The sequence below is a fragment of the Streptomyces sp. NPDC090108 genome (genome assembly GCF_044747185.1).
In the GTDB taxonomy this organism is placed as follows: domain Bacteria; phylum Actinomycetota; class Actinomycetes; order Streptomycetales; family Streptomycetaceae; genus Streptomyces.
In genome coordinates, this window is sequence record NZ_JBIVDQ010000003.1 from 589,264 (window position 1) to 601,791 (window position 12,528).

Sequence of the window (12,528 nt, forward strand, 5' to 3'; positions counted from 1 at the left end):
CCGAACGCGTATGCGGCCGGCCACGGGGAGGTGGACGGATCACCCCAGCCAGCCGGGCCGCACGAGTCCCGACTCGTACGCCAGCACGACGAGTTGGGCACGGTCGCGGGCGCCGAGTTTCACCATCGTGCGGCTCACATGGGTCTTGGCGGTCAATGGGCTGACCACGAGACGGCGTGCGATCTCGTCGTTGGTGAGCCCGATGCCGACCAGCGCCATCACCTCACGCTCACGGCCGGTGAGCCGGGCGAGGGCTCCGACGGCCGCGGGCTCCTTGGAGCGGGCCGCGAACTCCGCGATCAGCCGACGGGTGACACCGGGCGAGAGCAGCGCGTCGCCGTCGACCACCGCCCGTACCGCGCGCACGAGTTCGTCCGCCTCGGTGTCCTTCACCAGGAACCCGGAAGCACCGGACCGGATCGCCTCGAAGACGTACTCGTCGAGCTCGAAGGTCGTGAGCATCACCACGTGCACGGCGCCCAGTTCGGCATCCCCGGTGATGCGCCGGGTGGCGGCCAGACCGTCGAGCACGGGCATGCGGATGTCCATCAGGACGACGTCGGGACGCAGTTCGCGCACCCGGCGCAACGCTTCCTCCCCGTCCGCCGCCTCCCCGACCACCTCGATGTCCGGCTGGGCGTCGAGCAGCGCCCTGAACCCGGCCCGGACGAGCGACTGGTCGTCGGCGAGCAGGACCCGGATCACCGGTCCTCCCAGGTACGCGAGGGCAGTACGGCGACCACCCGGAACCCTCCGTCGGGACGGGGGCCCGCCTCGATCGTGCCGCCCAGCGCGGCGGCGCGTTCCCGCATGCCGGCCAGCCCGTTGCCGCTGCCGCCCGCGTCACCGCCGGTCGCGGGGCCGTCGTCGTCGACGAGCAGCCTCAGTTCACCTCCGCGGCTCGTGAGGCTCACCCGCGCCCGCCGGGAACCGGAGTGCCGTACGACGTTGGTGAGGGCCTCCTGCACGATGCGGAAGGCGGCCAGGTCGACGCCGGGCGGAAGGTGCGGCGGTTCGCCCTCCACCTCGACCGTGAGCCCGGCCGCGGCCGCCTGTTCGACCAGTTCCGGCAGCCGGTCGAGGCCGGGTGCGGGGGCGCGGGGCGCGGCGCCCGGAGCCCGGAGGGTGTCGAGGACCTGCCGTACCTCCCCGAGTGCCTCCCTGCTCGCCGTCCTGATGGTGGTGAGCGCCGACCGCGCCTGCTCGGGATCGCTGTCCAGCAGCGCCAGTCCCATGCTCGCCTGGACGTTGATGACGGAGATGCTGTGCGCGAGGACGTCGTGCAGCTCGCGGGCGATCCGCAGCCGTTCCTCGTCCGCCCGCAGCCGGGCGGCCCGGGCGCGGTCGGCCCGCTCGCGCGCCCACTGCTCGCGCCGGACGCGGGCCAGTTCCGACAGCGCGAGGACGGCCAGCACCCAGGTGCCGACGACGATCTCCTGAAGGACGCTCGCGCGTCCGTCCCCCGCCGGGGGCAGCCACCGGTAGAGCCAGAGGGCGATGAGGAGGTGCCCCGCCCACAGCAGGCCGACCGCCGTCCAGGCGGCCCGCCGGTGTCCGGCGGCCACCGCGCCGACACAGCCGACCGTGACCGCGAGGAACACCGGCCCGTAGGGGTAACCCGCAGCCAGATAGACGAGGGTCACCGCCGCCGTACCGAAGACGACGGCCGAGGGGTGGCGGTGCCGCCACAGCAGCATGAGCGCGGCCAGGAGCAGCAGCACGCGTGCGAAGACGTCGAGCTGCTCGCGGTGGGGCTGCGCGTGCGCGGCGAAGTTCGAGCCGACCAGCATGAACACCGCGATCAGCACGGTGGAGCGCCAGGGCGGTCCGGAGGTGCGGGACTCCGCCGCCTCGGCGAACCGGCGCCACCCCGGCGGCCCGTACCGCCACCAGTGCGAGATCCGGGGTCCGTGCCGTTCTTCCATATCCGCAACGCTAGACGGCACCGCCCGGCCAGGACGTCAGCCGAGCGGGGTGATCACAGGTACTCCCGGGGGAGTACGGCGTCTCACGGCATCCCGCCCGACGACCCGTAAGGGGCTGTCGGGGGAAGGCTCCGCGGAGCGGCGTTCGGAGCGAGGGCTCGACGGCCCGGCCCTCAGTCGCGGCCCAGGCCCACGCTCTCCCCGAGCCGGCCCACCGCGTGCCGGAAGAACACCGCACGGTCCTCGACCATCCGGTTGAACTGTCCGAACAGCTCGAAGCCGACCAGGCCGTACAGCTCCGCCCAGGCGGTGACCAGGGCTGTCGTGGCCTCGGGCGGGAGGTCAGGGGCGATGTCCGCCGTCATGCGCTCCGCCTCCGGGCGCAGGTCGGCGGGGAGCGGAAGAGGGCCGAGGCCGGGACCCTGATGGGCGTCGCGTATGACGGCGACGAGGAGCAGGCCCACCCGGGAGGCGGCGGGGACCGTGGTCATCGGCGCGGAGTAGCCGGGGACGGGGGAACCGTAGATCAGGGCGTACTCGTGCGGATGGGCGAGCGCCCAGGTCCGCACCGCCTCGCACACGGCCGTCCAGCGGCGTGTGAAGTCCGTGCCGGGAACCGCCGCGTGCGCGGCTTCCGCCGCCTCGCCGAGGGAGTCGTAGGCGTCGATGATGAGCGCGGTCAGCAGATCGTCACGGCTGGGGAAGTAGCGGTAGAGCGCGGACGAGACCATGCCGAGTTCCCGCGCGATCGCCCGCAGCGAGAGCTTGGCCGCGCCCTCGGCGGCGAGCTGACGCCTGGCCGCGTCCTTGATGGCCGCGGTGATCTCGTTCCTCGCTCGCGCCCTGGCGCCCTGTGCGGTGCTCATGCCAGCAGTCTGCCACGGGACGGAGCAGTGCACGCGAAGAGGAGCGGTGCACAAAAAAGAGAGCACTGCTCTTGCGTCGGAGCACCGCTCACGGCACACTTGAGGAAAGCGAGAGCACCGCTCTCCGAAATCGTGGGGGTCACCATGTCGTCGTCGCCGTACTACCTCAAGGGCAGCCCGATGACCGTCCGACTCAACAGTGTCATCGGCTGGCTCGCCCGGCACGGGCTCAGTCTCGCGGGCAGCGCGGAGCTGTCGGTGCGCGGGCGCACGAGCGGCCGCATGCAGCGGGTGCCGGTCAACCCGCACACCTACGAGGGCGGTCAGTACCTGGTCTCGGCGCGCGGTCACTCCCAGTGGGTGCGCAACATGCGCGCCGCCGGCGGCGGGGAGCTGCGGGTCGGCCGGAAGCTGCGCCGGTTCACCGCGGTGGAGCTTCCCGACGCCGAGAAGCTCCCGGTCCTGCGGACCTACCTGGAGAAGTGGGGCTGGCAGGTCGACGCGTACTTCCAGGGCGTCACCGCCGAGTCCCCCGACGCGGAGATCCTCGCGGCGGCTCCCGACCACCCGGTGTTCCGGATAACCGTGACCGACTGACCGGTGTGGCTCATCGGCCGCCGCGAGGCACCGTCACGAGCCGGTGGTTCCCTCCTCCGGAGCGGCCGGGTCGGCCGACGCGGAGGGGTCCGCCGAGCCCGCAGGGTCGGCGGGAGCAGTCGGGTCCGCCGAGGCGGCAGGGGCGGCTGCGGTGGACGGAGCAGCCGGGTCGACCGGGGCGTCAGCGGTGTCCGGAGCAGCCGCCACCGTGTCCGAGGCGCCTTCACCCTCTCGCCCGGCGACCGAGGTGACCGCGGCCGCCTCGTCCACCGAGCCGCTCTCAGGGCTCGCCGCATCCGCCGCTTCCGCGGCACCCGCCGGGTCGGCCGTGTCCGACTGGCCCCGGTCCAGCACGGACAGGACCCGCTGGGCGATCGGGCGGGACCTGACGAGCTCACCGAGGGACGACGAGCCCTGGGTGATCTCCTTGAAGGCCCGCCAGGCGGGGCGGAAGCCGGTCAGGCCCGCGTGGAAGAGGCCGGGGCGACGCTCGAACGCGGCGAGCAGACGCTTGCCGACGCTCATCTCTACGCCGAGCCCCGCCTTGATGGCGAAAGCGTAGTTGAGGGCCTGGCGGCGGGTGTCCACCGCGTCGTGCGCCTCCGCGATCCGGACCGCCCACTCCCCCGCCAGCCGGCCCGAGCGCAGCGCGAAGGAGATGCCCTCGCGGGTCCAGGGCTCCAGCAGTCCCGCCGCGTCACCGCAGACCAGCACCCGGCCGCGCGAGAGCGGCGAGTCGTCGGCCCGGCAGCGGGTCAGATGCCCGGAGGAGATGTTCGGCTCGAAGCCGGACAGCCCGAGCCGGGCGATGAAGTCCTCCAAGTACCGCTTGGTGGCGGCGCCTTCACCGCGCCGCGAGATCACGCCGACCGTGAGGATGTCGCCCTTGGGGAAGACCCAGCCGTAACTGCCCGGCAGCGGGCCCCAGTCGATGAGCACCCGGCCCTTCCAGTCGGCGGCGACCGTCTCGGGCACCGGGATCTCCGCCTCCAGGCCGAGGTCGACCTGGTCCAGCTTCACCCCGACGTGGGCCCCTATCCGGCTGGCGCTGCCGTCGGCGCCGACGACCGCGCGGGCCAGCACCGTCTCACCGCCCTGGAGCACCACCGCGACCGTGCGCCGGTCAGGGACCGCCGAGCCGTGCTGCTCGACGCGCTGCACGGTCACGCCCGTACGCAGTTCCGCGCCGGCCTTCTGCGCGTGCTCGACCAGCTGCTGGTCGAACTCGGGCCGGTTGATCAGCCCGAACAGCATCTGCCGGGAGCGGCGGGTGCGCGTGAAGCGCCCGTTGAGCGAGAAGGTGACCGCGTGCACCCGGTCCCGGAACGGCAACTCGAAGCCGGGCGGGAGCGCGTCGCGCGAGGGGCCGATGATGCCGCCGCCACAGGTCTTGTAGCGGGGCAGTTCCGCCTTCTCCAGCAGCAGGACGCGCCGCCCCGCGACCGCGGCCGCGTAGGCCGCCGAGGCACCCGCGGGTCCCGCGCCCACCACGACGACGTCCCACACCCGCTGCACTCCGTCCGCCGAAGAGTTCTCGCCGCTCACGATGGTCTACCGCTCCGATCAAGCCGCTGCCGTTCCCCCGAGCTCCTGGCTCCGCGCGAGCGGGGGAACCCATGTCTCCCGCATCCTACGGCGGTCGTGACCATGAGCCACTGTGGGAGGATCTATGTATCTCAGCAGATCAACGTCGCACCCACGAGGAGCGTTCCCATGTCGTCGAATCCGGTCGCCGAGACCGTCGCCTCCCTGATGCCCCGGGCGAAGGCGGAGCTGACCGAGCTGGTCGCCTTCAAGTCGGTGGCGGACTTCGAGCAGTTCCCGAGGAGCGAGAGCGAGGGTGCCGCGGGCTGGATCACCGACGCGCTGCGCGCCGAGGGCTTCACCGACGTGGCACTGCTGGACACGCCGGACGGCACCCAGTCGGTGTACGGCTACCTGCCGGGCCCGGAGGGTGCGAAGACGGTGCTGCTCTACGCGCACTACGACGTGCAGCCCCCGCTGGACGAGTCCGGCTGGACCACTCCGCCGTTCGAGCTGACCGAGCGTGACGGCCGCTGGTACGGCCGGGGGACCGCCGACTGCAAGGGCGGCTTCATCATGCACCTGCTCGCGCTGCGCGCCCTGAAGGCCAACGGCGGCGTCCCGGTGCACGTCAAGGTCATCGTCGAGGGCTCCGAGGAGCAGGGCACGGGCGGTCTCGAGCGGTACGCCGAGCAGCACCCCGAGCTGCTGACGGCGGACACCATCGTCATCGGCGACGCGGGCAACTTCCGGGTCGGTCTGCCGACGGTGACCACCACCCTGCGCGGCATGACGCTGGTCCGGGTCCAGATCGACACGCTGGCCGGCAACCTCCACTCCGGCCAGTTCGGCGGTGCCGCTCCGGACGCGCTCGGCGCGCTGATCCGGGTCCTGGACTCGCTGCGCGCGGAGGACGGTTCGACCACGGTCGACGGCCTCGACGTGACGACGCGCTGGGAGGGTCTGGAGTACACCGAGGAGCAGTTCCGCAAGGACGCCAAGGTGCTGGAGGGCGTCGAGCTCACCGGCGAGGGCTCGGTGGCGGACCGCATCTGGTCCCGTCCGGCCGTCACGGTCATCGGCATCGACTGCCCGCCGGTCGTGGGCGCCACCCCGTCCGTCCAGTCGAGCGCGCGGGCGCTGATCAGCCTGCGTGTGCCGCCGGGCGTGGACGCCGCCGAGGCGACCAAGCTGCTCCAGGCCCACATCGAGGCCCACACCCCGTGGGGCGCGCAGGTCCGCACCGAGCAGGTCGGCCAGGGCCAGGCGTTCCGCGCCGACCCGACCAGCCCGGCGTACCAGGCGATGGCCGACGCGATGGCGGTCGCCTACCCGGGCGAGACGATGCAGTACGCCGGCCAGGGCGGCTCCATCCCGCTGTGCAACACCCTTGCCGGCCTGTACCCGCAGGCGGAGATCCTGCTGATCGGCCTCAGCGAGCCCGAGGCGCAGATCCACGCGGTCAACGAGAGCGTGTCGCCCGAGGAGCTCGAGCGTCTGTCGGTCGCCGAGGCGCTGTTCCTGAACAACTACGCGGCGAGCTGAACCCTTACGCCCACCGCAGAGCGCCCTCGTCGACGGACGGGGGCGCTCCGTAGGTTCGGGGCATGGATGTCGTCCCGCTCCTCCCCCGGCTCCGTCTGCTGCGCTTCCCGGTCGGCCAGGCGTATCTCTGGTCCGACGACGGGGAGCTGACGCTGGTCGACGCGGGCCCGCCGGGCTCGGGCCCCGCCGTCCTCGACGCGCTCGCGGACCTGGGCCACGCACCCGGCGGACTGCGGCGGATCGTGCTGACCCACTTCCATGTGGACCACGCGGGCGGCGCGGGTGAACTGGCCGCGGCGACCGGCGCCGAGGTGTTCGCGCACGCTCTGGACCCACCTTTCGTCACCGGTGAACTGCCGGGCCCGCCGCCTGTGTTCGAGGACCGGGAAGTGCCGCTCCACGAGGCGGTGTCGCGGCTCCTCCCCGAGAACACACCGACGCCTGCGCGCCGGGTCACCACCGTCGGCGACGGCGACGTGCTCGGCTTCGGCGACGGCGCGCGGGTGATCCACGTACCCGGGCACACGGAGGGCAGCGTCGCGCTGCACCTGCCGGCGGAGGGCGTGCTGTTCACGGGCGACACCGTGGCGGCCTCCCCGGTCGACGGTTCGGTGATGCCGGGTGTGTTCAACCTCGACCGGGCCCGGTTGCTGGACTCCTTCCACCGGCTTTCCGCCCTCGGCGCCGAGGTGGCCTGCTTCGGCCACGGCGACCCGGTGGTGGGAGGCGCGTCGGCGGTCCTGCGCGAGGCGGCGGACCGCCACCCGGCCGCCGGCTGACCTCCCGGGGAGACGCCCCTGGGGTCAGCCGACCGGAACTCCCGCCTCCAGGTAGAGCGGCGCCCCGCGTTCACGGGCCCTCAGGGCCCAGCGCAGCCGCTCGTAGCGGACGGGCGGCAGCATGCTCGCCGCCTCCTGCTCGGTGACGAAGCGCCAGTCGCGCAGTTCAGGACCGGGCAGCACCACCCGCGCCGCCTGTTCCGGGTCGAGCAGGCCGCCGTCGAAGAGGAGCCGAAGCCCGCCGTGACCGGGAGGTACGGGCCGCTCCCAGTCGACGACGAGCAGTCTGGGCACCTCCCGCAGACGTATCCCGGTCTCCTCGGCGACCTCGCGCACCCCGGCGCGCGCCGGGGCCTCGCCGCGTTCGACCACACCTCCGGGGAACTCCCAGCCGGGCTTGTAGGTGGGGTCGACCAGCAGCACCCGGTCGCGCTCGTCGAAGAGGAGCACCCCGGAGGCGACCGTCTCCGCGCCCGGTTCGGGAGTCTGCACGATGTCGCAGGGCGGTACGGCGCCGCTGCCGACGGCGTCGGCGACGCGGACGGCGGCCTCGTAGGGGGTGAGGTCACCGGTGTCGACGAGGTGGGCGTCGGCGGTGAGCCAGGACGCGAGCGCGGCGCGGTAGGGCTCGATGTGGTCGTAGGCCCACTGACGCTGTCGCATCTCGCCGTCCGGTGGTCCGGGCGGGAGCTCCCGGCCTTCCGCGCGGGCCCGCAGTATCGTTTCGGCCGGAGCGAGCAGCACATGGCGTACGGCGATGCGGCGGGCGGCCAGGCCGCCGAAGATCTCGTCCCGGTACTCCTGGCGGAGCAGGGTCATGGGCACGACCAGCGTGCCGCCCAGCTCGGCGAGCATCGCCGCAGCGGTCTCGATCACGAGGCGGCGCCAGATCGGCAGGTCCTGGAGGTCGTCGGCCTCGGCGAGGCGCTTGGGCGGCATCAGGTGCGCCAGCGCTCCGCCGATGACTTCGGGGTCGAAGAGCGTGCTGTTCGGGATCAGTTCGATCAGTTCTCGTGCGGTCGTGGTCTTGCCCGCACCGAACGCGCCGTTGATCCAGACGACGGTCACGGTTCCCCCTCTTCTGTTTGGCCCCCTGGGGCTTGCCCGCTCCACCCTGCCACGGAAACCACCCGCAGATGAGGGCGCGGGAGGGGGCCGGGGACCTGAACCGTCGCGTGGAAGGTCACCGAAGAGGCCCGCGGGATCGGGCCCGGGGCGGCCACGGATCCGGCCGGACGCCGGCCCCCGGCGAGATCCACCGGAGCCGACGCGGTGCCTCGTCCTGCCAGCCTCGCATCGGGTGGGGGCCGGTGAGCACGGAGGCCATGTGGCCGCCTCGCCACCGCGTCCCGGGTCCCGCTTCCCGCTTCCCGCTTCCCGCTTCCCGCTTCCCGCTTCCCGCTTCCCGCTTCCCGCTTCCCGCTTCCCGCTTCCCGCTTCCCGCTTCCCGCGTCAGGATCCACGGGCGCCGCGCCCCCGGACACGCCCGGCCGTTTTGGCTGCGGACACAGGCCCGGGGTGCGGCACGGGCGCCACGCCCTCGACCGCGCGCGGAACGCGTCGTCCGGTACCGGCCGCTCGGCCAGGCCCGGGATCATCGGTGGTCACCGACCTGACGGCACGCCGGACCGACAGCAGGCCGCGCAGAAGAGGAGGTGTCTCAGTTCTGGCCGAGCGGGTTGTCGCCCATGTCGAAGCTGTCCTGACTGACGAGGTGGTCGACCGTGTCCAGGGTGTCGGAGACCTGGACGTCGCCGAGCGGGCCGTTGTCCGCGGCGTGGGACGGGGTGATCGCGGCCACGACGAATCCGGTGGCGAGACTGGCGATGGCGAGCATGCTGCGCTTCTTCATGCCGTGATCAACTGCGAAGACGGCCGGGGGTCACGGGCTCGACCGGTTCGGTCACGGCGGGATGACGAGGTGACCGGATGACGGGGTCGGTCACGGCGGGGTGACGGGTTCGGTCCGCACCTCGCCGAGGCGGAGCCGCGCGGGAACGGCCTCGACACCCGGAAGGTCTCAGACGGTCTGAGGAGGCCCCGACGGCATGACCTCGCCCGCCGACGCGACGCCGGAGCCCCCTCGGCCCCCCGTCACCGCGACGACGGAGCCTCCGCGGACTCCCTGCCACCGTGACGACGAGACCCCCTCCTCGGACGACCGTCACCACCCCGGCCGAACCCTCCTCGGACGACCGTCACCACCCCGGCCGAACCCTCCTCGGACGACCGTCACCACCCCGGCCGAACCCTCCTCGCAGGGCTGCCACCGCCGCGACGCAACGCCCCCCAGACCTCAGACCCCCGCCGCCGCGGTGCCCGGCGCGTGGGCGGCCAGGGCTGCCGCCGCGGCGCCGACCAGTCCCGCGTCGGTGCCCATCCGGGCCGGGGCGATGGTCAGGCGCTGCACGAACGAGAGCGTCGCGTAGTCCGTGAGTGCCTTGCGCAGCGGGGTGAGGAGGATGTCTCCGGCCTTGCCCACGCCACCGCCGATCACCGCGATGTCGATCTCGACGAGGGTGGCGGTGGCCGCGATGCCGGCGGCCAGAGCCTGCGCGGCGCGCTCGAAGGAGGCGACGGCCACCCGGTCCCCCTCGCGGGCGGCGGCGGCCACGGCCGCGGCGGAGCTGTCGCCGTCGGGGCCGGGACGCCAGCCCTGCTCCAGGGCGCGCCGGGCGATGTTGGGGCCGCTGGCGATGCGTTCCACGCAGCCGCGCGCGCCGCACGGGCAGGGGTCGCCGTCCAGGTCGACGCTGATGTGGCCGATGTGGCCCGCGTTGCCGGTCGGACCGGGGTGCAGCCTGCCGCCGAGGACCAGTCCCCCGCCGACGCCGGTGGAGACGACCATGCAGAGCGCGTTGTCGTGGCCGCGGGCGGCACCCTGCCAGTGCTCGGCCGCCGTGATGGCGACGCCGTCGCCGATCAGCTCGACAGGGAGGCCGTCCGCGGCCGCGCGCACCCGCTCGACCAGGGGGAAGTCCCGCCAGCCCGGGACGTTCACCGGGCTCACGGTGCCGGCCGAGGCGTCCACCGGGCCGGCGCTGCCGATACCGATCGCGGCGGCGCGTCCCCACAGGGGCGACCCGGCGAGGTCGCCGAGCACCTCCTCGACGGCCCGCATGACCGTTTCGCCGTCCTGCCGCGCGGGCGTCGCCCGCTGAGCGCGTGCCTGGATCCGTCCGTGGCCGTCCACCAGCGCGCCGGCGATCTTGGTGCCGCCGATGTCCAGGGCCGCCACGAGGTCGGTGTGCATCAGAGTCAGTTCTCCCCGTCGAGCATGAGAAAGGGCCGGCGACGTGCGAAGAAGTCACATCGGCGGTGCGCCGCGGGCCGGTCGCGGTGGGGACGCGGACCGAAGACGGCGGTGGACAGTCTCTCCCGCATCTGACAACGTTGTCCAGGCTCTATGCTCGACGCCACATCCTCATCTCTTCCCTGGATCGACGCACCACCACCGTGGACACCCCGGACGACAGGACAGGACGCCGCATCGTGCCCGACACCACCCGCCGCGCAGACCGCATCACCGGGAGCCGCTACGGCAACCGGCCCACGATGAAGGACGTCGCCGCGCGCGCCGGGGTCGGTCTGAAGACGGTGTCCCGTGTGGTCAACGGTGAGCCGGGCGTCACCCCGGACACCGAGCGCCGGGTGCAGGAGGCGATCGGCGCGCTCGGCTTCCGCCGCAACGACAGCGCGCGGGTGCTGCGCAAGGGCAGGACGGCGAGCATAGGCCTGATCCTGGAGGATCTCGCGGACCCCTTCTACGGCCCGCTGAGCCGCGCGGTCGAGGAGGTGGCCCGGGCCCACGGCGCGCTGCTGATCAACGGTTCCAGCGCCGAGGACCCGGAGCGTGAGCAGGAACTCGCGCTGGCCCTCTGCGCGCGGCGGGTGGACGGTCTGGTGGTGATCCCGGCCGGGGACGACCACCGGTATCTGGAGCCGGAGCTCAGGGCGGGCGTGGCGACCGTGTTCGTGGACCGGCCGGCCGGCCGGATCGACGCGGACGTGGTGCTGTCCGACAACTTCGGCGGCGCCCGTGACGGTGTCGCCCATCTGATCGCACAGGGCCACCGCCGGATCGGTTTCATCGGCGACATGCCCCGCATCCACACCGCGGCCGAGCGGCTGCGCGGCTACCGGGCCGCGATGGAGGACGCGGGGATACCCGTCGACGACACGTGGATCTCCCTCGGCGTGACCGATCCGGAGCGGGTGCGGCGGGCGGCCGAGGAGATGCTGTCGGGCCCGGACCCCGTCACCGCGGTCTTCGCGGGCAACAACCGGGTGACCGTCACCGTGATCCGGGTGCTCGCCGGACGCACCCGCCCCGTCGCCCTCGTCGGTTTCGACGACTTCGAGCTGGCCGACCTGCTCCAGCCGGGCGTGACGGTCGTGGCCCAGGACGCGGCCGCGCTCGGCCGTACCGCCGCCGAGCGTCTCTTCCGCCAGCTGGACGGCGGGCCCGTCGCACCGGAGCGCATCGAGCTGCCGACCCGGCTGATCACCCGCGGCTCCGGCGAGCTGCCGCCCGCGGACTGAGCCGCCCGTGGCCGGCCGCACCCTGGAGGAACTCGGCCTGGCCGAGGCACCCCGTGACCATCCGCTGCTCTACCCGGGCGCCTGGCCCACCGGCTCCGCGCTGCTGTGCGGGGACCGGATGCTGCCGCTGGACCGGCTGGTGCACGACGACCGGGTACCGGTCCTCGCCGTCGGGTCCAACGCCTGCCCCGGCCAGCTCAGGGACAAGATCGGCCGGTTCGCGGACGACCGCTCCGTGCCCATGGTCCGTACCCGGGTGAGCGGGCTGGCGGTGGGCGTGTCCGCGCACGTCAGCCGCATGGGTTATGTCTCCGCGTCGCCCGTCCGGTCCCCGGGTTCCTCGGCCGAGCTGTTCGTCCTCTGGCTGACGCCCTGGCAACTGGCCGTGGTCGACGCGAGCGAGGGCGTCCCGCTGCCCGACGGGAACTTCCGCCGGGCGTGGCTGCCTTCGGCGGACGTACGGGTCGTCCTGACCGACGGCCGTCTGCTCCCGGGGGTGCACGCGTACGTCAACGCCCATGGGGTGCTGCGGAACGCCGAGGGCGCGCCGCGCGACCATCCGGGCCAGTGGCCTCTTCTCGAAGAGCTGCTGGAGCACGCCGAGTTGAGGGAGCTGTTCGGCGACACTCCGCGGGAGTTCACCGACCGGGCCCGCGTGGACGCGGAGTTGTGCGCACGGGGTACGCGGCTGTTCAGGGAGCTGGGCTGGGTGACGGAGTCCGGACTGGAGCGGTACGTCACCTGACGCCC

11 protein-coding genes and 1 pseudogene are annotated in these 12,528 nt (G+C 73.3%); 5 read left to right on the forward strand and 7 right to left on the reverse strand.

All coding sequences use genetic code 11. The features are described 5' to 3' along the window. Positions 1–39: 39 nt before the first annotated feature. From ACIPRD_RS12805 to ACIPRD_RS12815, 3 genes are all read right to left on the reverse strand, one after another. A complete protein-coding gene (locus ACIPRD_RS12805) occupies positions 40–705 on the reverse strand; it encodes a response regulator (RefSeq protein ID WP_401562604.1) in 666 nt (221 codons plus the stop codon). Next, positions 702–1,925, reverse strand: a complete 1,224-nt coding sequence (locus tag ACIPRD_RS12810; protein WP_401562606.1) for a sensor histidine kinase — start codon at positions 1,923–1,925, stop codon at positions 702–704. The genes ACIPRD_RS12805 and ACIPRD_RS12810 overlap by 4 nt, the downstream gene beginning before the upstream one ends. A gap of 173 nt (positions 1,926–2,098) precedes the next feature. Next, positions 2,099–2,791, reverse strand: a complete 693-nt coding sequence (locus ACIPRD_RS12815; protein ID WP_356401650.1) for a TetR/AcrR family transcriptional regulator — start codon at positions 2,789–2,791, stop codon at positions 2,099–2,101. A 144-nt stretch (positions 2,792–2,935) separates the two neighbouring features. Between ACIPRD_RS12815 and ACIPRD_RS12820 the strand changes: the two genes are divergently transcribed. Continuing rightward, positions 2,936–3,388: a nitroreductase/quinone reductase family protein gene (locus ACIPRD_RS12820; protein WP_401562608.1), complete on the forward strand. Its 453-nt coding sequence runs from the start codon at positions 2,936–2,938 to the stop codon at positions 3,386–3,388. A 285-nt stretch (positions 3,389–3,673) separates the two neighbouring features. Here ACIPRD_RS12820 and ACIPRD_RS12825 read toward each other — a convergent pair. Beyond that, positions 3,674–4,933: pseudogene (locus ACIPRD_RS12825) on the reverse strand (geranylgeranyl reductase family protein); the annotation flags it as partial. Between the two features lie 168 nt (positions 4,934–5,101). Here ACIPRD_RS12825 and ACIPRD_RS12830 point away from each other — a divergent pair. Then, positions 5,102–6,457: a dipeptidase gene (locus ACIPRD_RS12830; protein ID WP_401562610.1), complete on the forward strand. Its 1,356-nt coding sequence runs from the start codon at positions 5,102–5,104 to the stop codon at positions 6,455–6,457. A gap of 62 nt (positions 6,458–6,519) precedes the next feature. Continuing rightward, entirely contained in the window at positions 6,520–7,236 is a 717-nt protein-coding gene (locus ACIPRD_RS12835) for an MBL fold metallo-hydrolase (protein ID WP_401562612.1), read from the forward strand. Positions 7,237–7,260: 24 nt separating this feature from the next. On the opposite strand, the gene ACIPRD_RS12840 is transcribed toward ACIPRD_RS12835, so the two are convergent. The 3 genes from ACIPRD_RS12840 to ACIPRD_RS12850 all read right to left on the reverse strand — a co-directional run bounded on the left by ACIPRD_RS12840 (position 7,261) and on the right by ACIPRD_RS12850 (position 10,489). After that, positions 7,261–8,304 (reverse strand): NUDIX domain-containing protein, encoded by a 1,044-nt coding sequence (locus ACIPRD_RS12840; protein WP_401562614.1) that lies wholly within the window; start codon positions 8,302–8,304, stop codon positions 7,261–7,263. Between the two features lie 592 nt (positions 8,305–8,896). Next, positions 8,897–9,088, reverse strand: coding sequence for a hypothetical protein (locus ACIPRD_RS12845; protein ID WP_356401641.1), 192 nt, complete (start codon positions 9,086–9,088; stop codon positions 8,897–8,899). A 444-nt stretch (positions 9,089–9,532) separates the two neighbouring features. Beyond that, complete coding sequence (locus tag ACIPRD_RS12850) at positions 9,533–10,489, reverse strand: ROK family protein (protein WP_401562616.1); 957 nt, start codon at positions 10,487–10,489, stop codon at positions 9,533–9,535. A gap of 239 nt (positions 10,490–10,728) precedes the next feature. On the opposite strand from ACIPRD_RS12850, the gene ACIPRD_RS12855 reads away from it, so the two are divergent. Both ACIPRD_RS12855 and ACIPRD_RS12860 read left to right on the forward strand, forming a co-directional pair. Then, the gene (locus tag ACIPRD_RS12855) at positions 10,729–11,778 is read left to right on the forward strand and encodes a LacI family DNA-binding transcriptional regulator (RefSeq protein ID WP_356401636.1); all 1,050 of its coding nucleotides are present in this window, start codon (positions 10,729–10,731) and stop codon (positions 11,776–11,778) included. Positions 11,779–11,785: 7 nt separating this feature from the next. After that, a complete protein-coding gene (locus ACIPRD_RS12860; protein ID WP_401562618.1) occupies positions 11,786–12,523 on the forward strand; it encodes a hypothetical protein in 738 nt (245 codons plus the stop codon). The last annotated feature ends 5 nt before the right edge of the window (positions 12,524–12,528 follow it).

Excerpts from the sequence above, each read along its gene's own strand:
- ACIPRD_RS12810 (WP_401562606.1), bottom strand. The coding sequence starts at position 1,925 with ATGGAAGAACGGCACGGACCCCGGATCTCGCACTGGTGGCGGTACGGG.
- ACIPRD_RS12815 (WP_356401650.1), bottom strand. The coding sequence starts at position 2,791 with ATGAGCACCGCACAGGGCGCCAGGGCGCGAGCGAGGAACGAGATCACC.
- ACIPRD_RS12820 (WP_401562608.1), top strand. The coding sequence starts at position 2,936 with ATGTCGTCGTCGCCGTACTACCTCAAGGGCAGCCCGATGACCGTCCGA.
- ACIPRD_RS12830 (WP_401562610.1), top strand. The coding sequence starts at position 5,102 with ATGTCGTCGAATCCGGTCGCCGAGACCGTCGCCTCCCTGATGCCCCGG.
- ACIPRD_RS12835 (WP_401562612.1), top strand. The coding sequence starts at position 6,520 with ATGGATGTCGTCCCGCTCCTCCCCCGGCTCCGTCTGCTGCGCTTCCCG.
- ACIPRD_RS12845 (WP_356401641.1), bottom strand. The coding sequence starts at position 9,088 with ATGAAGAAGCGCAGCATGCTCGCCATCGCCAGTCTCGCCACCGGATTC.
- ACIPRD_RS12850 (WP_401562616.1), bottom strand. The coding sequence starts at position 10,489 with ATGCACACCGACCTCGTGGCGGCCCTGGACATCGGCGGCACCAAGATC.